Source organism: Lentzea sp. NPDC059081 (genome assembly GCF_042738015.1).
Lineage (GTDB): Bacteria > Actinomycetota > Actinomycetes > Mycobacteriales > Pseudonocardiaceae > Lentzea.
On record NZ_JBHYGW010000036.1, the window covers coordinates 21,417 to 41,788 of the forward strand.

The window sequence follows — 20,372 nt, forward strand, 5'->3', positions numbered from 1 at the left end:
GCGTGGCCTCACGAACATCAAATGTGCATCCGCATGTAGACGTGGCGAAACCGCAGGGCGGTACGAAGGCAGTCGTGCTGGTGCTGCACGGCGGACGGGAGCACGGGACCGAACCGGTCCGGCCGCTCAACCTCGCGTACCTGCGGATGGTTCCGCTGGCCCGCGCGCTGCGGGCACCCGGCGTCGAGGTCTGGAACCTGCGCTACCGCGTCCGCGGCTGGAACGCGCCGAGCCTCGACCCCGTCCGGGACGCCCGCTGGGCGCTCGACAGGATCGGCGAGCTGCATCCCGGTGCCCCCGTCGTGCTCGTCGGCCACTCCATGGGCGGACGGACGGCGCTGAGGGTCGCGGGTCACCCGAACGTGGTCGCGGTGTGCGCGCTCGCGCCGTGGATCGAGCCGGGTGAGCCGTATGAGCAGCTGCGGGGCCGGTCGCTGCTGATCGCGCACGGCGACCAGGAGCGGATGACGGACCCGGCGAAGTCGTTGCGGTTCGCCCGGCAGGCCAAGACCGTCACGGACCGGGTGGCGCGCTTCAGCGTCGTCGGCGACGGTCACGCCATGCTCAAGAGGGCGCGCGACTGGAGCAGGCTCGTCGTCGACTTCGTGCACGGTGAGCTCGGGCTCGAACCGATGGCACCCGACATCGCGAATGCGATGCACGAGGCCTCACCGCGCGGTCTCGACGTTCCCCTGGGAGGTTCGCGTGGCTGAGGTCGCCGTCATCGGAGCAGGCGTTGCCGGGCTCACGGCCGCCTACGTGCTGCAGCGCAAGCACGACGTCACCCTGTTCGAGGCAGACGACCGGCTCGGCGGCCACGCGCACACGCACGACGTGGACGGCGTGGCGGTCGACTCCGGGTTCATCGTCCACAACGAACGGACGTACCCGCACCTGATCAGGCTCTTCCGCGAGCTCGGGGTGTCCACTCAGGACTCCGAGATGTCGATGAGCGTCCGCTGCGACGGCTGCGGCCTGGAGTACGCGGGTGCCAGGAAGCTGCCGGGGCTCTTCGCCCAGCCGAAGAACGCCACCAACGGCCGCTACCTGCGGATGCTCGCCGAGATCACCCGCTTCTACCGGCACGCCCAGCGCGTCCTCGACCACGAGGAGGCGCACGACGTCACGCTCGGGGCGTTCCTCGCGATCGGCGGCTACTCCCGCTACTTCGTCGACCACTTCATCATCCCGCTGGTCAGCGCGGTGTGGTCGTCCGGCGCGGCGCTGAGCATGAAGTACCCGGCCTGGTACCTGTTCGAGTTCCTCGCCAACCACGGCATGCTCTCGGTCGGCGGCACCCCGCAGTGGAAGACCGTGGTCGGCGGCTCGCGCACGTACGTCGACCGCGCCGTCAAGGGCCTCAAGGCCGTGCACGTCGGCACGCCGGTCCGGGCGATCACCCGCACGGGTGGCGGCGTGGAGATCCGCGACGAGGGCAACGTGCTGCACACCGCGGACCACGTCGTCGTCGCCACGCACCCGGACCAGGCGCTGGGCCTGCTCGCCGACCCGACGCGCGAGGAGAAGGAGGTGCTCGGCGCGTTCCAGTACTCGCGCAACGAGACCTGGCTGCACTCCGACGCGTCGATCCTGCCGCGCGCGAACGGCGCGAAGGCGTCGTGGAACCTCTACAAGCGGGCCTGTCGCGAAGCCGGCGACCAGGTGCTCGTCAGCTACCACATGAACCGGCTGATGCGGCTCGGCACGAGCCGCGAGTTCGTCGTCACGCTCAACCCGCACGACGTCGACGAGTCGCGGGTGATCGCGCGGATGACCTACGAGCACCCGATCTACACGCCGGACTCCGTTGCGGCGCAACGACGTCTGCCGTCGATCAACAGCTCCACGACGGCCTATGCCGGCGCGTACCACGGCTGGGGCTTCCACGAGGACGGCTGCGCGTCGGGCGTGCGCGCGGCCCAGCACCTCGGGGTCGACTGGTGATCTACGACGTCCTCATCACCCACAGCCGGCGCGAACTGATCGACCGCGCCTTCAGCCACCGCGCGTACATGTGGCTCGTCGACCTGGACGAGCTGCCGCGCCTGCCCTGGTGGGCGCGGCCGTTCGCGAGGTTCGAGGCGCGCGACCACCTCGGGTCGCCGGAGAAGACCATCCGGGAGAACCTGGACGAGTGGCTGGCCGGTCACGGCATCGACCTCGGCGGCGGGCAGGTCCAGATGCTCGCCAACGCCCGCGTGCTCGGCTACGTCTTCAACCCGCTGTCCGTGTACTGGTGCCACGACGCTTCCGGAGAGCTCGTGTGCGTGGTCGCGGAGGTGCACAACACCTACGGCGGACGCCACTGCTACCTGCTGCGCACCGACGACCGGGGCAGGGCGTCGGTCGACAAGGAGTTCTACGTCTCCCCGTTCCTCGAGGTCGACGGCCACTACGTGATGAAGCTGCCGAAGCCGGGGAATCACCTGTCCGTGACGATTGCGTTGCGGCAGAACGGGAAGACGACCTTCAGCGCGACGATGAAGGGCGAGCGCAGTTCGGGTCTGCGCATGCTCCTGCGCCGTCCGCTGATGCCTCAGCGCGTGTCCGCGTTGATCCGCCGCCACGGAGTCGCTCTCTACCTGAGGCGCGTCCCGATCATCCCCAGGAGTGATGGATGAGCACGTTGTCGTTGCCCCGCCCCGGCCAGGGCATTTGGCCAGGGCTTTTCAACGCGCCGCGGTCGCCGTTGCGCGCGCGGATCGCCCAGTCGCTGTTCCGCAACGCCGTGCGCTCGCTGCCGGTGACCGTGCAGCTGCCCGACGGCAGGACGTGGGGCGGTGGCGGTCCCGTCATGCGGCTCGTGCGGCCCGCGGAGTTCTTCCACCGCCTCGGCGCCGATGCCAAGATCGGCTTCGGCGAGGCCTACATGGTGGGGGATTGGGAGGCCGACGAGCTCGCGGACGTGCTCTCGGTGTTCGCGGCCAAGCTCTCCACCCTCATCCCGCCCGGGCTGCAGCGGCTGCGCCGGATCGCGGAGCGGCAGCAGACCGAGATCAACGACGTCGCCGGCTCGCGCCAGAACATCCACCGGCACTACGACCTGTCGAACGAGCTGTTCGGGGTCTTCCTCGACGAGACGATGACGTACTCGTCGGCGTTGTTCGCGAGCCCGTCCGACGACCTGCGCACGGCCCAGCTGCGCAAGATCGACGGCGTGCTCGACTACGCGGGCGTGCGGTCCGGCTCCCGCGTGCTGGAGATCGGCACGGGCTGGGGCGCGCTGGCGATCAGGGCCGCTCAGCGCGGCGCCACCGTCACGTCGCTGACCATCTCCGAGGAACAGCGCAAGCTGGCGCTGGACCGGGTGAGGGACGCGGGCCTCCACGATCGGGTGACGGTCCATTTGCGCGACTACCGGGAGGAGCACGGCCAGTACGACGCCGTCGTCTCCGTCGAGATGATCGAGGCCGTCGGCGCCGAGTACTGGCCCGCGTACTTCTCGATGCTCGACCGCGTGCTCGCGCCGGGCGGCCGGGTGGGACTGCAGGCGATCACCATGCCGCACGACCGCATGATCGCGAGCAAGGCCAGCTACACCTGGATCCACAAGTACATCTTCCCCGGCGGGCTCATCCCGTCGGTGCGCTCGATCGAGGAGTCGGTGCGCGACCACACGCGCCTGCGGATCACCGAGACGCGGTCGTTCGGGCAGGACTACGCCGAGACTCTCCGCCGGTGGCGCGAAACGTTCCTCACCCGGTGGGACGAGGTGCGTGAGCTGGGCTTCGACGACACCTTCCGCCGGATGTGGGAGTTCTACCTGGCCTATTCGGAGGCCGGGTTCCGCGTCGGGTACCTCGGGGTGCAGCAGTTCGGCATGGCCGAAAGACTGGGCCATTAGGACCACGTTCTACCTCAAAAGGGTGCTGCCGGTCCCGCCCGACTGGACTTCGTGGTCCTCTTGGAAGCAGGCGGTATCAAATGGCTCGCTGCGTTCTCTACTTCAGTGAAGCCCCAAGTGTCGCTGTAGCGGAGGAGGTCGCCGGGATGGTTCAGCCCACAGCTGTGCGGACCGGTGGTGGTGTCGGCGTCCTCGTCACCGAGGAGGTCTGGAACCCGCCAACGGTGCCCATGCGCCGTCGGGTGCGCCAGGCACCGGTCTCCACCCAGTGGCTCGCGGAAGCCGAGTTCACCGATCTCGTCGACGCGGCGCTGGACGGAGACAGACGGGCGGTGGACCACCTGCTCGGCCGCATCCAGCCGCTCATCGTGCGCTACTGCCGCGCACGGGTCGGTGGCCGCGAACGCACGCTGGTCTCGGCCGAGGACATCGCGCAGGAGGTGTGCGTGGCGGTGCTGGGCGCGTTGTCCAAGTACCGCTACGAACCCGGCTCGTTCCTGGCGTTCGTCTACGGCATCGCCGCGCACAAGGTCGCCGACGCCCGCCGCAAGGCCGTCCGCAACCGCGCCGAGGTCGTCCCGGAGCTGCCGGACTGCCCGTCGCTCGAGGACGGCCCCGAGCAGCACGCGGTCAACGGCGAGATGATGGCCCAGGTCACGCGCCTGCTGCACAAGCTGCCGCCGCGCCAGCGCGAGATCCTCGTGCTGCGGGTGGCGGTGGGCCTGTCGGCGGAGGAGGTGGCGCTGGCCGTCGAGTCGACGCCGGGCGCCGTGCGGGTGGCGCAGCACCGCGCCCTGACCCGGATGCGGGAGATGATCTCCGAAGAGGGCTGAGACCTCTCGGTCCGGTGTGCCGGTCGAGGCGCGTGAGCAGGGCTGAACGGGGAGTGTCCTGCAGCGTGCCGGTCGGTTCTCAGGGCCGTGGTCGTAGGTTCGCGGCATGACCCGCTTCGAGGTGACGACGCGCGTCGCGGCACCCCCGCGGCGCGTGTTCGCCCTGTGCCTCGACGTCGGCGTGCACACCGCCTCGATGGCCGGCTCCGGTGAGCGGGTGGTCGGCGGCGTCGCGTCCGGGCGGATGGGGCCGGGTGACGTCGTCACGTTCCAGGCGAGGCACCTCGGGCTGCGCTGGCGGATGACCGCGCGCGTCACCGCGTTCGGCCCGCTCGGCCGCCTCGCCGAACGCCTCGTGCTCGACCGCTACCTGCCCGGGCTGATCGCGGACCGCGCCGAGCACCTCAGGTCCGTTGCGGAGCGACCGGCCTGAGGTCGCTGAACGCCGCCACCACCGCCGTGACCAGGACCAGCGCGCCGGACACGAGCAACGCCGGACCGCCGCCCGCCGCACCGGCCAGGAAGCCGCCGAGCAGCGGGGCCAGCGGGGTCAGCACGCGGCTGGCCAGCGTGGTGATGCCGTCGAGGCGGCCCATCATGTCCTCGGGGACGAGCTCGGTGTAGAGCGCGGAGACCGCGACGTTGATCAACGGCGTGACGACCGCGGTCACCGCGAGGGGCACGAACGGCCAGAAGACGCCGAACGGCAGTGCCATCGCGAGGGTGCACAGGCCGAAGACCACGAGCACCCCGACGACCAGCCGGCCGGGCGCGAGGGAGACCCGCGGGGCGAGCAGCGAACCGAGGATCCCGCCCACGCCGATGCCCGCGAACACCACGCCGGTGTCGAGCGCGTCGCCGCCGCGTTCGCCCACCAGCACGATGATCGGCAGCAGCGTGGCGCCGCCCAGCAGGTTCAGCACGAGGAAGACGGCCGTGAGGTTGCGCAGACCCTTCTGGTCCCAGAGCCACGAAGCCGCGTCCTTCGCGTCGTGGCGCATCTTCTGGCGTGGGCGCGTCTCGGTCCGTGCGGGGATCTTGGCGAACCACGCGCAGACCGCGGCCACGGCGAACGTGACGGCGTCGACGACGAACGGCACCGCTCGTCCGGCGGCCATCAGGAACGCGCCGAGCGGTGGTCCGGCGACGCGTGCCGCGTGGCCGCGGGCCTCTTCTTGGGCATAAGCGGTCTTGAGCTGTTCCTTCGGCACCACGGCCTGAAGCGCGGTCGTGCGCGCGGGGCCGGCGAACGCCGAACACACGCCGTCGACGACCGCGAGAACCAGGAAGACCGCGAGGTGGGCGCGGCCGGTGAGGATCGCGGCCGCGAGCAACGCCGCCGCACCCGCCTGGACCGTCTGGCTCCACACCAGCGTCGTCCTGCGGTCCCAGCGGTCCACCCACACCCCGGCCGGCACGAGCGCGGCGATCAGCGCGGCCGCCCGCGCGCCGCCGACCGCGCCCGCCCAGAACGGCGAGCCGGTCAGCGCGATGACCAGCAGGGGTGCCGCCAGCGAGGTGACCGTGGTGCCCAGCTGCGAGACGGCGCCGCCGAACCAGAGCAGCTGGAACTGGACGTTCTTCCTGAGCGGGACCCCCATGGCCGTCGTTCTTATCGCACGCGCGCCGGGTGGCACAGCGAGTTTCGCCCGCCAGGAGGACACCCCGGCCGCCACCTCGCGAACCACACATTTGCCCCGACGCAACCCCTACTACCGCCGTTTCGCGGCTCGCGGATGGCAAGGTTTGCGCATGGCTGAACAGGAATACGACGTCTTGCTCACCGGCACCGTCTTCCTCGACATCATCTTCACCGGCCTGCCCCGCCCGCCGGCCGCCGGCACGGAGGTGTGGGCGGAAGGCCTCGGGTCGTGTCCCGGCGGGATCGCGAACCTCGCGGTGGCGTTGCGCAGGCTGGAGCTGAAGACGGCGCTCGCCGCGGCGTTCGGCGAGGACGCGTACGGCGACTTCTGCTGGGACGTGCTGGCCGACCAGGAAGGCGTCGACCTCTCCTACTGCCGCCGGTTCTACGGGTGGCACTCGCCGGTGACCGTGTCCATGGCGATGGAGCGCGACCGCTCGATGGTCACCCACGGGCACAAGTCGCCGATCGTCGCCGACGACCTCTTCGACCCGCCGCCGTCCACCAAGGCCTGCTTCGTGCACATCCAGGCCGAGGACGAGCAGTGGGTGCGGACGGCGAAGCAGAACGGCGCGCAGCTCTTCGCCGACATCGGCTGGGACCGGACCGGCGCGTGGTCGCCGGAGCTGTTGCGGCGTCTCGACGGATATGACGTTTTCCTCCCGAACCACGTGGAGGCGCAGGGATATACGCGCACCGACACCCCCGAGGCCGCGGCGCGCAAGCTCGCCGAGCACGTGCCGGTGGTGGTCGTCACACGGGGCGGCGGGGGAGCGGTCGCCGTCGACAGCGCCACCGGCGAGTGCGTGGACGTGCCGGGCCTCAACGTCGCGCAGCTCGACGCGACAGGTGCCGGCGACGTGTTTGGGGCCGGGTTCGTGATGGGCACTCTGGCCGGGTGGCCGCTCGAACACCGCGTGCGGTTCGCGAACCTGTGCGCCGCGCTGTCCGTGCAGCACTTCGGTGGTTCCCTGTCCGCTCCGGGCTGGGGGGACATCGCGGTCTGGTGGCGCACGGTGAGCAGGCGGCCCGACGAAGAGCTGTCGCGCTACGGGTTCCTCGACGACGTGCTGCCCGACCACGCGGGCGTCGAGGTGAGGAGGGCTAGTCCGACGATCGGCCTCCGGTTGCTCCGGTAGGTTGAAACCAGTCGATCAGCGGACGCAACCTCACGGGCCTCCCGCGCGACTTAATACGTAGGGGATTCTCCGGGGTTGAAGTTCGGAAGGAGTTGCGGGTTGTTCGCCGCACGCGCGTCAGGCTTGGTCAAGTTGCTGGGGTTGTGCCTGACGGCGGGCGTGCTCCTCGCCGCGATGGTGTTCCCGTTCGTCGGAGGTCTCGGTCTCGCGTCCAACCGCGCGGCCGACACGGTCGACCAGACGTCGGGGGACCTCGCGAAGGGTGAGCTGCCGCTCGTCACCACCATCCAGGACATGAACGGCGAGCCGATCGCCTACCTGTACGACCAGTACCGGGTCCCGTTGGAGTCCAACCAGATCTCGGACACGATGAAGGCCGCGATCCTCGCGATCGAGGACAAGCGCTTCTACGAGCACCAGGGCGTCGACTGGCAGGGAATCGCCCGTGCCGCCGCCAAGGCCGGTGTCGACGGGGGCGCGACGCAGGGCGCGTCGACGCTGACCCAGCAGTACGTGAAGAACTACATGGCGTTCGTGCTCGGCGCCGACAACGAGCAGGAGGCCTGGGAGAAGGCCACCGAGGCGACGATCGGCCGCAAGATGCGCGAGGCGCGGGTCGCGTTGCAGCTCGAGCAGCAGATGTCGAAGGAAGAGATCCTCACCGGCTACCTGAACATCGTGCCGCTGGGCAACCAGACCTACGGCGTGGGCGCGGCCGCCAAGGCGTACTTCAAGACCACCGCCGACAAGCTGACCGTCCCGCAGGCGGCCCTGCTCGCCGCGATCGCGAACCGCCCGTCGTCGCTGAACCCCGGTGCCGCCCCGGAGAAGGCACTGGAGCGCCGCAACACCGTCATCGACAAGATGCGCGAGAACGGCGCGTTCGGCGCGGACGAGACCGAGGCCAAGGCGAAGGCGGAGGAGTACAAGGCCGCGCCGCTGGGCGTCGTCGAGGACCTGCAGATCCTGCCCAAGGGCTGCGTCGGCGCCGGTGACGGCCCGATCTACGGCTTCTTCTGCTCCTACCTGCTCGACTACCTGCGCGAGTCGGGCATCACCGACAAGCAGCTGCAGCGCGGCGGCCTCACGATCAAGACCACGCTCGACCCGAGGGCCACGCGGGCCGCGAAGCAGTCGGCCGAGCAGCAGGTCTCGAAGACCATGAACGGCATCTCGAACGTCATGTCGGTCGTCGAGCCGGGCAAGGACAAGCACAAGGTGCGCGCCCTGGTCGCCTCCCGCGACTACGGCAACAACGCCGAGCTCGGCCAGGTCGCCCGCCCGGTGCCCGCCGAGGTCCTCCCGTTCGGCCCGGGCTCGGTGAACAAGGTCTTCACGGCCGCAGCGGCTCTGGAGAAGGGCGTCATCGGCATCGACAAGCAGATGGACGTCCCGAAGGTCTACTACTCGAAGGTCTACCCCAACGGCGGCGCGCCGTGGAAGGTCGAGAACGCGGGCAACTACAGCGACAAGATGTCGCTGACCCAGGCCCTCGCCACCTCGCCGAACACGGGCTTCGTGATCCTGCAGGAGAAGACGGGCCTCGACAGCGTCGTGGACATGGCCTACCGCCTGGGCATGCGCGAGACCCTGCAGGGCGTCAACCGCGAGGGCGACCCGATCAAGGCCGACAAGTCGAACGGCCCCACCCAGGGCGACTGGACGAAGCAGAACAACGCGGGCTCCTACACCCTCGGCCCCGGCGCGACCAGCGTGCTGGAGCTGTCGAACGTGGCCGCCACCATCGTCTCGGGCGGCACCTGGTGCCCGCCCACCCCGGTGGAGAAGGTCCTCGACCGCTACGGCAAGGAAATCCAGCTGAAGGAAAAGCCCTGCGAGCAGGCCGTGAACCCCGACCTGGCCGCCTCCCTGGCCCAGGGCATGTCCCACGACGTGACGGGCTCGGGCACCGCGGCGGCAGCGGCCTCCGCCTCGGGCTGGAACCGCCCCGCCATCGGCAAGACGGGCACCACCGAAGAGCACAAGTCGGTGGCCTTCCTCGCCGCCACGCCGCAGTACGCGGGCGCGGTCATGACCTACGCCGACGGCAACCGCCCCGAGGTGATCTGCGCGAACCCGATCCGCTTCTGCCCGGGCAGCTCGCAGGGCGTCTTCGGTGGCCAGGTGGCAGCCCCGACCTGGTTCAACGCGATGAAGGTGATCCACGAGGGCCTGCCGATCGCACCGCTCCCGCCGGCCGCCGCGAAGTACAAGTAGGCGTGACCCCGGCAGCGAGCCTGCCGGGTCGAGTTTCGAGGGCCGTCGGACGCCAGGTGCGTCCGGCGGCCTTGTGCTGTGCCCGGGGTGGGGTGGGCGCGGACGGGCATGAGCGGGGAGGGAAGGGCGGCGGCCAAGGTGGGGTGGCGGGGGCGAGGTGAGCGAGGTTGCGCGAGGGAGGTGAGCGAGGCCGCGCGTGGGAGGGGACGGGTACGCGCAGGGAAGCACGAGGCGGAAAGAGGCGAGGCGGAAAGAGGCGAGGCGGCGCGCTGTGGGGCGAGGGCGGCGCGAGGTAGGGCCGTGCGAGGCGTCGCGAGCGAGGTGAGAGGCCAGGCGACGCCGGGAGAAGCCGCGCGGGCACGCTGGCGCAGGGGTCCCCTCGCGTTCAAGCTCCCCCGCGACCCAATGTACGCACGAGGTCTGACACTCCGGCCGCGCCGGAAAGGTGGCACGTCCATCCACCTCCGCAGCGGCGATGCGAAGCGAGCCGACAAGACCCCCGCACCGCCAAGGGCGAAGCCGAGGCCCCAAGCGATGCCGAAGGCGAGCAGTAACAACCCCCCACGCACTCGCGACCGCGATGCCGAAGGCGAGCCATGCAGACCTTGCACAGATGGGTAGCGGTGCACCCACTCGTGGTTTGGCGATTGGGGCTTGACTTTGGGTGCGAGGTGCTACCACTCGTGGATCGGCCGGGTGCGAAGCATCCGGCCTTTTCCGGCCGACCAAGCGCCTCGCAAGGGCCCCGAAGTCAAGCCCCAATCGCAATCGTCGCGAAGCGGCGATGAACCCCGCCGCTTCGTCCGAGGTGCACGACCACGCCGGAACAGTCACGGACCACACGGCAAGAACCACGCCGGAACCCCCGGCACCCACCCTCAGTCACCACCAAACCAACATCACCCACCCACCAAACCTTTCACGATAAAGCGACTGACCAGTACAAACACCAACAACAGGATTGGTCCAAACACCGTTACCAACCCAACAAACGAACCAACTACGAAGAGTGACAAACAGTGGGCCTAATCACCTGAACCCCCACTTCGCTTGCCCGCAGCGGTGACGCGAGGTTACGTTCCCTGCCGCATGTCACAGTTCGATAACCGCAAGGACACGGGCCATCCCTCGAACCGGTCCACTCCACGCCAGGGCGCCCGAACGCCCGGCACCGGCACCGGCGCCCCGAAACGCCGAACGCCGATCGCGGATCGAACTCCCCCGAGTGCATGGAGGCAGTTTTGGCACGGCATCGAGCGAAGGGTCTGCTCGTCGACGTTCTCGACAGAGCGCACCTGGACCGCAAGAAGGCCGTCACAGCAGTGGTGGCCGCCGGCGCCCTCATCGGTGCCGGCGCCGCCCAGGCGATGGCCACGGTCACGCCGATGGAGCGCATCGTTCCCGTTGCGGCCACGAAGAACCTCGCGGCTGCCATGACGGCGCAGCCCGACCTCGGGCCGCAGACGGTCCACTCGTTCGACGCCGGCGCCGAGACGCGCAAGCTGTTGCAGGCCGAGCAGATCCAGGCGCAGTTCCACGTCCGTGAGGCGCTGAGGTCGGCGGAGGGGTCGTACTCCCAGCGGCTGGAGGCTGCCAAGGCAGAGCAGGCTCGCATCGCCGCCGAGGAAGAGGCGCGCAGGCCCAAGTGCGTGCGGCCGGCCCAGGGGACGTTCACGTCCGGGTTCGGCGCGCGGTGGGGCACCAGCCACAACGGTGTCGACATCGCCAACGCCATCGGCACGCCCATCGTGGCCGCCATGGACGGCACCGTCGTCGAGGCCGGGCCCGCTTCCGGGTTCGGGTTGTGGGTGCGCATCCAGCACGCCGACGGCACGATCACGGTTTACGGGCACATGAACACCATCGACGTGCCACAGGGCGCGCAGGTGAAGGCCGGGCAGCAGATCGCGACGATCGGCAACCGCGGTGAGTCGACCGGGCCGCACCTGCACTTCGAGGTGTGGACCGGCGGGTCGCAGAAGATCAACCCGGTGGGGTGGCTCGCGGAGCGCGGCGTCAGCCTTTAGCCGATCGGCCGAGCGGGTACAAGTAGTCGATCGGCCACGAAAAGTGCCGATATTCTCCGGCCACGCCGCCTCGCGCGAGGCCTGGCGGCGTGGAAACCGGAGCCGCCCCTGTGATCTACCGCAGCCCCCTGCCGGCGGTGGCCGTTCCTGAGGCCACGGTCCCCGAGCACGTGCTGGAACACGCACGCCACAACGACAAGGTCGCGCTCGTGGACGCCGTCACGGGTGAGGCGCTCACGTACGCGGAACTCGCGGAGCAGGTCGGCCGGACGGCGCGAGGCCTTGTCCGGCAAGGGGTCCGGCCCGGTGACACGGTCGCCGTCGTGAGCGTGAACCGGCCGCGGTTCGCCGTCGGGCTGTACGCGGTGATGGCGGCCGGCGCCACCGCGGCGCTGCTGAACCCGGTGCTGCCGCCGCGGGATCTCGACAGGCTCAAGAAGCTCGCGAACGTCACCGCGACGCTCGACCTCGACGACCTCCCCGAGGGCGACGGCGAGACGTTGCCGCGCACGGACTCGGGCAGCACCGCCGTGATCCTGTTCTCCAGCGGTACCACGGGACTCACGAAGGCCGTGAAGCTCAGCCACCGCGCCGTCGTCGCCAACCTGGAGCAGCACCGGCCGGGCTGGCGCATCGACGCGACCGACGTGCTGGCGGCCAACCTGCCGTTCTTCCACGTCTACGGCTTCACCATCATCCTCAACTCCGGCCTGCTCGGCGGCGCCACGCTCGTGACGGTGCCGCGCAGCGATGCCGGCACCTACCTGCGCCGGCTGGCCGAACACCGCGTCACGCGGGCGTTCCTGGTCCCGCCGCTCGCCGCCGCGATCGCGGACCACGAAGGTCCGGTGCCGCCACAACACCTGAAGCTCGTCCTGTGCGGTGCCGCGCCGCTCGACGACGCGATCCGCCGGGCGGCCGAACGAAAACTCGGCGCTCCCGTGCGGCAGGGCTACGGGCTCACCGAGGCGGGCGGCACCCACCAGACGGTCGACGGAGACCTGGAGAGCGATCCCACGAGTGTCGGCGTCCTGTGCCCCGGCACCGAGGCGCGAATAGTCCACCCCGGCACGAAAGAAGACGCCGACGAAGGCGAGATGCTCATTCGCGGCCCTCAGGTCATGGACGGATACTTCGGCGACGAAGACGCCACGCGCGAGGCTTTCCTGGACGGATGGCTGCGCACCGGAGATCTCGTGCGCGTGCGCGACGGAAGGTTCCACATCGTCGACCGCATCAAAGAAATGATCAAGTACAAGGGATACCAGGTCGCGCCCGCGGAACTGGAAGACGTGCTGCGCAAGCATCCCGCCGTGAAAGACGCCGCCGTGGTCGGAGTACCCGATCGGCTCAACGGTGAAATACCTCACGCTTTCGTTGTGATCCAAACAGATGTCACGGCGGAAGAGTTGATGGCGTTCGTGGCCGCGGAGGTGGCGCCGTACAAGAAGGTGCGCGGGGTGGAGTTCGTTGCGGAGATACCGAAGTCGGTGTCCGGCAAGGTTCTGCGCCGCCTCCTGAAGGAAAAGACCTCCTGACGCAAGGGTTTCCGCTCAAATTCACGCCGGTGGAGCAGTCCGCAAACGAACTCTCTGTCAACGGGCAACAAATTCGGCCACACGCATGCACGAAAACAAGATATTTCTCTTGGGAATGCGTACATAAGACCCTTCCTCGCCGGTCGGTCAACGGGGATCGTCGCGAGTGGCCCCCAGTCGTCAGGAGGCGTCATGACTGTCGGAACTTCCCCTGCTGCCTTGAACTTGGCGGTTGCCCTCGAACCGGCCCACCTCGAACTCGCGCGAAATCCTTTGCACATCACCCTTTCGGAGGATGTACGGGAACGGATCGCGCGTTGTCGCGAATTCGTGCTCGAAGTGAGCGGATCCGGGCGCGCGATCTACGGCGTCACAACGGGTTTCGGTCCGCTCGTCGAGTTCGAGGGCCGCGCGGACAGCGCGGGCCAGAGCGACAACACGATCATCCACCACATAGTCGGCCACGGAGAGCTGTTATCGCCCGCCGTGGCCCGCGCCGCCGTGCTCGCCCGGCTGTTCTCGTTGGCGCAGGGGAGATCCGGCGTGTCCGAGCAGGTCGTGGCGTCGTTGATCCGCATGCTGGACACCGGGTTCGCCCCCGCGGTGCCCCGGCTCGGTTCCGTCGGTGCCAGTGGTGACCTCCAGCCGCTCGCCTACGTCGCCCACGCGTTGCGCGGCAACGGGAACGCCTTCTTCGACGGGCAGCTCATGCCCGCCGGGGAAGCGCTCACACGCGCGGGCCTCGACAAGATCGTGCTCGACGGGCGGGACGCGCTCGCGTTGGTCAACGGCATCTCGGTCACCGCCGCCGCGCTCGGACTCGCTGTGGCACAGGCGGTTCGCGCGCGGCACACCGCGGAGCTGTTGTCCGCCCTGATGGTCGACGTCCTGGGCTGCGGCACCGAGTACACGTCGGTTGGACTGCTGGCCGCGTTCGGGCACCCGGACGTCGCGGACACCGGTGCGGCGCTGCGGACCTGGCTCGCGGGCAGCACGCCGTCGGGCGAGCGGCCGTTGCAGGAGGCCTACAGCATCCGCTGCACGCCCCAGCTCATCGGCGCGGCCGCCACGAGCATCCGGCAGGCGGGCGAGGTGGCGCGCCGCGACCTCAACGGCGTGAGCGACAACCCGTTGTTCTTCCCGGAGACCGGCGAGGTCGTGCACGGCGGCAACTTCTTCGGCCAGCCCAGCGCTTTCGCGGCCGACCAGCTCAACGTCGCACTGGTGCAGCTGGGCAACCTGGCCGAACGCCAGCTCGACCTGCTGGTCGATCCCCGGCGCACCAGCGGGTTGCCGCCGATGCTCAGCCCGCTGCCCGGCCGGCACCACGCGTTGCAGGGCGTGCAGATCGGCGCGACCGCCACCGTCGCGGCGATGCGGCGGGCCGCCGCGCCGGCGTCGGTGCAGAGCCTGCCGACCAACCTGCACAACCAGGACGTGGTCCCGTTCGGCACCCAGGCGGCCTTCACCGCGCTCGACCAGACGCGGTTGCTGCGCTACCTGCACGCCGGGCTCGCGGTCGCGTTGCGCCAGGCCGTGCACGTCGGTGCGCGCCGCCCGCAGGCGCCTCGCCTCGCGGCGGTGTTCGACCGGCTGGCGGGGGAGGTGCCGCCGATCGTGGAGGACCGGCCGCTCGACACCACCCTCGGTGCCGTCGCCGACCTTCTCGACACCGTCGCGTCCGAAGTGGAGGGTCAGCGATGAGCGCTCCCGCGTGCAAGCCGACCTGGGGCCACTCCTGGGGTCACACCTGGGTGGAGCTGCCCGTCCTGCGCCTGCCGATGCCGGGCGTGGAGCTGATCCCGTGCGCGAACGGCTGTTACCAGATCCCGATCGACATCACCGTGCCCGACGACGCGGCCGGCCGCGCCGTGCACCGGTGGTTCCTGGGCCACCAGGGCGCTTTTCTCGTGTGGCGGTTTCTGCTGGTTTCACTCGATCGGTTGATGCGCGACCCCGATTCGCAGCTGGTCCGCCGGGCTGCGCTTGGATACGACGCGTACTCGGTGATGCTCGCCTATTCGGGCAGCTGTTCCCGTGAGGTGTACGAGGCCGTCATCAGGCCGATGATGGCGAAGTTCGACCCGGCCTTCAGCGGGCGGTGGGCGCGTGACTACGAACCACTGCCGGGACTGCTGCGCCGGGTCCGCACCGCACTGGGGCCCGCGGCGGCCGAACCGCTTTCTTCCGCGAGCAAGGCGAATTTGTTGGCGCACATGGAGGTCATGCGCAAACTCGTCCCCGACGGCCAGTCGCTGCTGCGCGAGTCGGGGAAAACGCGCGTGTCCACCACCGACGCCGAACGTGCCCGGTTCGACGAGTTCTTCCTCGTGAGCCGGGAGAACGTGTGCTCGAGCCGCTACGCCGCACACCGCACCGCCGTCATGTCCGCCATCGACCGGGACCTCGCAAAACACCCGCTGCGGCCCGAGTACCGCGACACACTCAGGACGTTGGTCACCCATCTATGAGAGAAGGCCGCGCGTGAACGACATCAAGGCCGTGGTCATGACGCCGCAGATCTACCGCTACGTGCGCAAACAGGCGGGCCAGCCCACCGCCGTGCAGGAGAAGCTGATCGCCCGCACCGCCGAGCTCGGCGACTCGGCGGAGATGCAGATCCCGCACGAACAGGCGGTGCTGCTGTCGCTGCTGGTCAAGCTCACGGGCGCGCACACCGTGGTCGAGGTCGGCACCTACACCGGGTACTCCACGCTCGCGTTCGCGCAGGCCCTGCCCCCGCACGGCAAGGTCATCACCTGCGACGTCTCCACCGAGTGGACCGCGATCGCGGAGGAGGCCTGGCAGGCGGCGGGCGTGCGCGACCGGATCGACCTCCGCATCGGCAGCGCCGCCGAGACCCTGGCGGCGCTGCCGGAGGAACCGGTGATCGACCTGGTGTTCATCGACGCGGACAAGGTCGGGTACGCCCACTACTGGGACCTGCTGGTGCCGCGGGTGCGCCAGGGCGGCCTGCTGCTCGCGGACAACACGCTCTACTACGGGGAGGCCGCCGACGAACAGCCGGAGGGCAACGCGGCCGCGATCGACGCCTTCAACACCTTCGTGCGCAACGACGAGCGCGTGGAGTCGGTGCTGGTGCCGATCGCGGACGGGCTGACCTTCGCGAGGAAGAAGTAGGAGGCTTGTACGGCATACCGACCGGTCGGTAGGGTGCCCCCGAGTGCTACAGACCTGGAGGCGTCCATGGCTCGTTGGGGAATCACGCTGCCGCTGATCGGTGTGCCGGTGCTCGAGCACCGCGCGCTGGTGTCCGAGCTCGCGGGGCTCGGCTACACGGACGTGTGGTCGGCCGAGACGACCGGCACGGACGCGTTCACGCCGCTGGCGCTGGCCGCCCAGTGGTCCTCCGAGCTGCGGTTCGGCCCGGCGATCGCGCCCGTGTACACCCGCGGGCCCGCGACGCTGGCGATGACGGCGGCGACGCTCGCGGAGGTGACCGGCGGGCGGTTCGTGCTGGGCATCGGCTCGTCCTCGCCCGCGATCGTGCAGCGCTGGAACGCGATCCCGTTCGAGGAGCCGTTCAAGCGCACCCGCGACACGCTGCGCTTCCTGAAGGCCGCGCTGGCGGGCGAGAAGGTCACCGCCGACTACGACACGTTCTCGGTCAAGGGCTTCAAGCTGGAGCGCCCGCCCGCCGCGAAGGTGCCGATCATGCTCGCGGCGCTGCGACCGGGCATGCTGCGCCTGGCGGGCCGCGAGGCCGACGGCGCCATCACCAACTGGCTGGCCGCCACCGACGTGGCGCAGGTGCGCGCCGAGCTGGGCGCGGCCGAGCTCGCGGCCCGGATCTTCGTCTGCCCGACCGAGGACGCCGACGCCGCCCGCGCACTGGGCCGCATGCTGATCAGCACCTACCTGACCGTGCCGGCGTACGCGGCGTTCCACGACTGGCTGGGCCGCGGCGAGGCGCTGCGCCCGATGCACGAGGCGTGGGCGGCCGGCGACCGCAAGGCGGCGTCGAAGTCGATCCCGGACGAGGTCGTGGACGCGCTCGTCGTGCACGGCTCGCTGGACCAGTGCCGCGCGCGCGTCGCCGAGTACCAGGCCGCGGGCGTCGACACGCCGATCATCGCCCTGCTCCCGACCGGCGGCGACCAGATCGAACAGGTCCGCGCACTGGCACCCGGCGCCTGACGATGCCCACCGCGACCGAGCAGAAGATCATCGACGCGGCCGTGCGGCTGTTCGCGTCGCAGGGCTACGACGCGACCTCGGTGCAGGAGATCGTGCAGGCCGCCGAGGTCACCAAGGGCGCGCTGTACCACTACTTCCGCTCGAAGGACGACCTGCTCTTCGAGATCTACCGGCTGCTGATCACCGCCCAGTCCGCCGACATGGACCGGATCATCGCGCTCGGCCTGCCCGCGGCGGAGACCGTCCGCGAGATCCTGGTGTCGCTGGTCGTCTCGACCGCGGAACGGGTGGACGAGGCCGCGGTGTTCGTCCGCGAGCTGCCCCGGCTCGGCGAGGAGCGGATGACCGACTTCCGCACCGAGCGGCGGCGCTACCACGAGACGTTCCGCGCGGTGATCGAGAAGGGGCAGGCGGACGGCGAGTTCGGCTCCGCGGTGCCGGCGGACACCGTCGTGCGGATCGCGGTCGGCGTGGTGAACCAGCTGCCGATGTGGTTCCGGCCGGACGGGGAGAAGACGCCCGCGCGGCTGGCGGAGGAGATCGCGGAGTTCGTGCTGGCGGGGCTGCGCTAGTTTGGGGGACAGCCGAGGAGCCGGGGGTCTTCCATGTCGCAGAGCTCGCCCCGCTACGGCCTCGCGCCGCCGTTGCACGAGGTGCGCAGGCGGCGGTGGAGGTTCCCGTGGATCTTCTTCCTGGTCGCCGCGCTGCTGGTGGCCGTGGCGGTGCCCTGGGGAGTGCGCGGGACCAGTGCGCTGACCGAGAGCATCGGCCGTCACCACGAGCCTGCGCCGCCCGGCCTGGCCGTGGCGTTCGAGGTGACCGGCGTGGGCAAGGTCTTCTCCATCACCGCCACCGCCGGCTCGTCCGTCAGGACCGAGGCGGACGTGACGCTGCCGTGGACCTACTCCGCCGACGTGTCGCTCGACAGGCCCGCCACCGTGAAGCTCGTGGTCGTGGGGGGCCCGGACGGCAACGAGGTGCACGGCCGCTACACGGTCGACGGCTCGACCGTCCGCGCCGGCAGTGCCTCCGGGCCCTACGGCGTGCTGACGATCACCGACTCCTGAGCGCCGCCAGCGCCTTGTCCGCGTGCGCGTTCATCGAGAACTCGCTCTTGATCACCGAGATGACCACGCGGTCCTGGCCGATGACGAACGTGTGCCGCTTGATCGGGATCGGCCCGAACCGGCGCCGCACGCCGAACCGCTCCGCCACCTCGCCGTCGGCGTCGGAGAGCAGCGGGTAGTCGAAGGAGTTCAGCTCCGCGAACTGCTTCTGCTTCGCCACGTCGTCGAGCGAGATGCCGACGCGCTGGGCGCCCGCCTCGGCGAACTCGGCGGCCAGGTCGCGGAAGTGGCAGCTCTCCGCCGTGCAGCCGCGGGTCATCGCGCCGGGGTAGAAGAACAGCACGACGGGTCCGCCGGCGAGCAGGTCGGACAGCGTGCGCTCCTTGCCGTCCTGGTCGGGCAGCGTGAAGTCGGGGGCGAGGTCGCCGGGCTCCATGGATCTCCAATACGCTCGGGCCGTGACCAGCATGTCCGACGTGGCCAAGGCCGCAGGGGTGTCCGCTGCGACCGTATCGCGTGCCTTGCGGGGCGAACCGGGCGTGTCCGAGGCCACGAGGCAGCACGTCAGCGAGGTCGCGCGGCGGATGAAGTACGCCATCGCGCGCGACGCGTCGTCGTTGGCCGGCGGGCGGCGTTATGCGATCGCGGTGCTCACGTCCGAGGTCAGTCCCGTGCTGGCGGGGGCGGAGGGCGCGCTGCGGCAGGCCGGGTACGACGTGCTGCTCTACGTCCTCGCCGACGGGGCGTCGCGCGCCAAGTTCTTCGACGAGCTGCCGCTGGGCCGCCGGGTCGACGGCGTGCTGCTGCTGTCGCTGTCCCTCGACGGCGCGGAGCGGACCGCGCTGGAGTCGCTCGAGGTCCCGCACATCACGGTCGACGACACCGACCTCCGGCACGCCCTGCAGACCGCCGTCGAGCACCTGCGGGCACTCGGGCACCGGGACGTGGCGCTGGTGCTGTCCGACGGCGTCGACGAGTCCTACGACGAGATCCTCGCGGCGGCCGGGCTCGAGGTCCGTCCCGAGTGGACCGTCTGGTGCTCGCCCACGGTCGACGGCGGCGACCAGGTGGTCGACGTGCTGCTCGACGGCGAACGGCTGCCGACGGCGGTGATCAGCTCGAACGGCGCGGCGGCGCTCGGGATCTTCCTGCGCATGCAGCGCGACGGGCGCGCGGTGCCGGACGAGGTGTCGATCGTGTCGCTCGACGGCCAGGAGCTCACCCGCGTGGTCGGGCTGACCGCGGTCGAGGGTGCCGCGAAGGAGCAGGGGGAACGCGCGGTCGCGGACCTGTTCACGCTGATCAGGGGCGGGGAGATCGAGCCGGCCGAGCACCCGCTGCGGCTGGTCGTGCGCAACTCCAGCGGGCCGGTCGCCGAAGTAGGGTGACCGCATGCCCACCCACGAGCGACTGACCGAGCTGCCCGCGCTGCCGGACACCCCCGGCTACGCCCACGCCGTGGCGGTCACCGGAAAGCTCGCGTTCATCTCCGGTCAGGTCGCCGTCGACGCCGAAGGCCGCGTGGTCGGCGTGGACGACCTGGCCGCCCAGACGCGGCAGGCGTTGAGCAATCTTCATCACGTCATTTCCAGGTTTGGCGCGGACTGGTCGGATGTCGTCAAGTTCACCTGGTTCGTGCTCGACGCGTCCGAGGTGCAGACCATTCGTGACGTGCGCGACGAAATCCTGCGGCCGGCCCTCGGAGAAGTCCACAACCCCGCGAGCACGTTGGTTCAGGTCGCCGCGTTGTTCGGCCCCGAATTCCTGGTCGAGGTCGAGGCTGTTGTGGCGATTCCCGAACAGGCATCGGATGTTTCAGGGAATTGACGCGGAAGTCAGCTCTCGACCGGCCTGCACCCATCGGGTGACCAGGGACCATTTGCTCTGGTAATGCTGCCCTCACTGTG

20 protein-coding genes are annotated in these 20,372 nt (G+C 70.0%); 18 read left to right on the forward strand and 2 right to left on the reverse strand.

All coding sequences use genetic code 11. From position 1 onward, the window contains the following. Window positions 1-41 precede the first annotated feature (41 nt). The 6 genes from ACFWV3_RS40840 to ACFWV3_RS40865 all read left to right on the forward strand — a co-directional run bounded on the left by ACFWV3_RS40840 (window position 42) and on the right by ACFWV3_RS40865 (window position 5,110). Window positions 42-713, forward strand: coding sequence for an alpha/beta hydrolase (locus ACFWV3_RS40840; protein WP_382419316.1), 672 nt, complete (start codon window positions 42-44; stop codon window positions 711-713). Next, window positions 652-1,944, forward strand: a complete 1,293-nt coding sequence (locus ACFWV3_RS40845) for an NAD(P)/FAD-dependent oxidoreductase (protein ID WP_382419317.1) — start codon at window positions 652-654, stop codon at window positions 1,942-1,944. Before ACFWV3_RS40840 ends, ACFWV3_RS40845 begins: the two co-directional genes overlap by 62 nt. Then, complete coding sequence (locus ACFWV3_RS40850; RefSeq protein ID WP_382419318.1) at window positions 1,941-2,621, forward strand: DUF1365 domain-containing protein; 681 nt, start codon at window positions 1,941-1,943, stop codon at window positions 2,619-2,621. The genes ACFWV3_RS40845 and ACFWV3_RS40850 overlap by 4 nt, the downstream gene beginning before the upstream one ends. Beyond that, a complete protein-coding gene (locus ACFWV3_RS40855) occupies window positions 2,618-3,844 on the forward strand; it encodes a class I SAM-dependent methyltransferase (RefSeq protein WP_382419319.1) in 1,227 nt (408 codons plus the stop codon). Before ACFWV3_RS40850 ends, ACFWV3_RS40855 begins: the two co-directional genes overlap by 4 nt. A 146-nt stretch (window positions 3,845-3,990) precedes the next feature. After that, window positions 3,991-4,677 carry an RNA polymerase sigma factor ShbA gene (shbA, locus tag ACFWV3_RS40860; RefSeq protein ID WP_382419320.1) on the forward strand — a complete coding sequence of 229 codons (687 nt, stop codon included), beginning with the start codon at window positions 3,991-3,993 and terminating at the stop codon, window positions 4,675-4,677. Window positions 4,678-4,783: 106 nt separating this feature from the next. After that, window positions 4,784-5,110, forward strand: coding sequence for a hypothetical protein (locus tag ACFWV3_RS40865; protein WP_382419321.1), 327 nt, complete (start codon window positions 4,784-4,786; stop codon window positions 5,108-5,110). On the opposite strand, the gene ACFWV3_RS40870 is transcribed toward ACFWV3_RS40865, so the two are convergent. After that, entirely contained in the window at window positions 5,082-6,278 is a 1,197-nt protein-coding gene (locus ACFWV3_RS40870; RefSeq protein ID WP_382419322.1) for an MFS transporter, read from the reverse strand. The genes ACFWV3_RS40865 and ACFWV3_RS40870 overlap by 29 nt on opposite strands. Window positions 6,279-6,429: 151 nt before the next feature. Between ACFWV3_RS40870 and ACFWV3_RS40875 the strand changes: the two genes are divergently transcribed. From ACFWV3_RS40875 to ACFWV3_RS40920, 10 genes are all read left to right on the forward strand, one after another. Beyond that, a complete protein-coding gene (locus ACFWV3_RS40875) occupies window positions 6,430-7,458 on the forward strand; it encodes a carbohydrate kinase family protein (protein ID WP_382419323.1) in 1,029 nt (342 codons plus the stop codon). A 99-nt stretch (window positions 7,459-7,557) separates the two neighbouring features. Further along, a complete protein-coding gene (locus ACFWV3_RS40880; RefSeq protein WP_382419324.1) occupies window positions 7,558-9,675 on the forward strand; it encodes a transglycosylase domain-containing protein in 2,118 nt (705 codons plus the stop codon). Between the two features lie 1,241 nt (window positions 9,676-10,916). Continuing rightward, a complete protein-coding gene (locus ACFWV3_RS40885) occupies window positions 10,917-11,702 on the forward strand; it encodes a M23 family metallopeptidase (protein ID WP_382419325.1) in 786 nt (261 codons plus the stop codon). 110 nt (window positions 11,703-11,812) lie between these two features. Then, window positions 11,813-13,240: an AMP-binding protein gene (locus ACFWV3_RS40890; protein WP_382419326.1), complete on the forward strand. Its 1,428-nt coding sequence runs from the start codon at window positions 11,813-11,815 to the stop codon at window positions 13,238-13,240. Between the two features lie 192 nt (window positions 13,241-13,432). After that, the gene (gene hutH / locus ACFWV3_RS40895; RefSeq protein ID WP_382419327.1) at window positions 13,433-14,944 is read left to right on the forward strand and encodes a histidine ammonia-lyase; all 1,512 of its coding nucleotides are present in this window, start codon (window positions 13,433-13,435) and stop codon (window positions 14,942-14,944) included. Next, window positions 14,941-15,711 (forward strand): L-tyrosine 3-hydroxylase, encoded by a 771-nt coding sequence (locus ACFWV3_RS40900; protein ID WP_382419328.1) that lies wholly within the window; start codon window positions 14,941-14,943, stop codon window positions 15,709-15,711. Before hutH ends, ACFWV3_RS40900 begins: the two co-directional genes overlap by 4 nt. 13 nt (window positions 15,712-15,724) lie before the next feature. Then, complete coding sequence (locus tag ACFWV3_RS40905) at window positions 15,725-16,381, forward strand: O-methyltransferase (RefSeq protein WP_382419329.1); 657 nt, start codon at window positions 15,725-15,727, stop codon at window positions 16,379-16,381. Between the two features lie 66 nt (window positions 16,382-16,447). Further along, the gene (locus tag ACFWV3_RS40910) at window positions 16,448-17,398 is read left to right on the forward strand and encodes an LLM class F420-dependent oxidoreductase (RefSeq protein WP_382419330.1); all 951 of its coding nucleotides are present in this window, start codon (window positions 16,448-16,450) and stop codon (window positions 17,396-17,398) included. Between the two features lie 2 nt (window positions 17,399-17,400). Then, window positions 17,401-17,970: a TetR/AcrR family transcriptional regulator gene (locus tag ACFWV3_RS40915; protein ID WP_382419331.1), complete on the forward strand. Its 570-nt coding sequence runs from the start codon at window positions 17,401-17,403 to the stop codon at window positions 17,968-17,970. Between the two features lie 33 nt (window positions 17,971-18,003). Continuing rightward, window positions 18,004-18,465: a hypothetical protein gene (locus tag ACFWV3_RS40920; RefSeq protein ID WP_382419333.1), complete on the forward strand. Its 462-nt coding sequence runs from the start codon at window positions 18,004-18,006 to the stop codon at window positions 18,463-18,465. On the opposite strand, the gene ACFWV3_RS40925 is transcribed toward ACFWV3_RS40920, so the two are convergent. Beyond that, window positions 18,452-18,901: a peroxiredoxin gene (locus ACFWV3_RS40925; RefSeq protein ID WP_382419334.1), complete on the reverse strand. Its 450-nt coding sequence runs from the start codon at window positions 18,899-18,901 to the stop codon at window positions 18,452-18,454. The genes ACFWV3_RS40920 and ACFWV3_RS40925 overlap by 14 nt on opposite strands. Window positions 18,902-18,932: 31 nt before the next feature. Here ACFWV3_RS40925 and ACFWV3_RS40930 point away from each other — a divergent pair, with 31 nt between their 5' ends. Then, entirely contained in the window at window positions 18,933-19,853 is a 921-nt protein-coding gene (locus tag ACFWV3_RS40930) for a LacI family DNA-binding transcriptional regulator (protein ID WP_382419363.1), read from the forward strand. 4 nt (window positions 19,854-19,857) lie between these two features. Continuing rightward, window positions 19,858-20,292: a RidA family protein gene (locus tag ACFWV3_RS40935; protein WP_382419335.1), complete on the forward strand. Its 435-nt coding sequence runs from the start codon at window positions 19,858-19,860 to the stop codon at window positions 20,290-20,292. The last annotated feature ends 80 nt before the right edge of the window (window positions 20,293-20,372 follow it).

Coding starts and splice junctions, on each gene's coding strand:
- hutH (WP_382419327.1), top strand. CDS start 13,433: ATGACTGTCGGAACTTCCCCTGCTGCCTTGAACTTGGCGGTTGCCCTC.
- ACFWV3_RS40915 (WP_382419331.1), top strand. CDS start 17,401: ATGCCCACCGCGACCGAGCAGAAGATCATCGACGCGGCCGTGCGGCTG.
- ACFWV3_RS40925 (WP_382419334.1), bottom strand. CDS start 18,901: ATGGAGCCCGGCGACCTCGCCCCCGACTTCACGCTGCCCGACCAGGAC.
- ACFWV3_RS40920 (WP_382419333.1), top strand. CDS start 18,004: ATGTCGCAGAGCTCGCCCCGCTACGGCCTCGCGCCGCCGTTGCACGAG.
- ACFWV3_RS40875 (WP_382419323.1), top strand. CDS start 6,430: ATGGCTGAACAGGAATACGACGTCTTGCTCACCGGCACCGTCTTCCTC.
- ACFWV3_RS40865 (WP_382419321.1), top strand. CDS start 4,784: ATGACCCGCTTCGAGGTGACGACGCGCGTCGCGGCACCCCCGCGGCGC.
- shbA (WP_382419320.1), top strand. CDS start 3,991: ATGGTTCAGCCCACAGCTGTGCGGACCGGTGGTGGTGTCGGCGTCCTC.
- ACFWV3_RS40935 (WP_382419335.1), top strand. CDS start 19,858: ATGCCCACCCACGAGCGACTGACCGAGCTGCCCGCGCTGCCGGACACC.
- ACFWV3_RS40900 (WP_382419328.1), top strand. CDS start 14,941: ATGAGCGCTCCCGCGTGCAAGCCGACCTGGGGCCACTCCTGGGGTCAC.
- ACFWV3_RS40845 (WP_382419317.1), top strand. CDS start 652: ATGCGATGCACGAGGCCTCACCGCGCGGTCTCGACGTTCCCCTGGGAG.
- ACFWV3_RS40930 (WP_382419363.1), top strand. CDS start 18,933: ATGTCCGACGTGGCCAAGGCCGCAGGGGTGTCCGCTGCGACCGTATCG.
- ACFWV3_RS40870 (WP_382419322.1), bottom strand. CDS start 6,278: ATGGGGGTCCCGCTCAGGAAGAACGTCCAGTTCCAGCTGCTCTGGTTC.
- ACFWV3_RS40855 (WP_382419319.1), top strand. CDS start 2,618: ATGAGCACGTTGTCGTTGCCCCGCCCCGGCCAGGGCATTTGGCCAGGG.
- ACFWV3_RS40910 (WP_382419330.1), top strand. CDS start 16,448: ATGGCTCGTTGGGGAATCACGCTGCCGCTGATCGGTGTGCCGGTGCTC.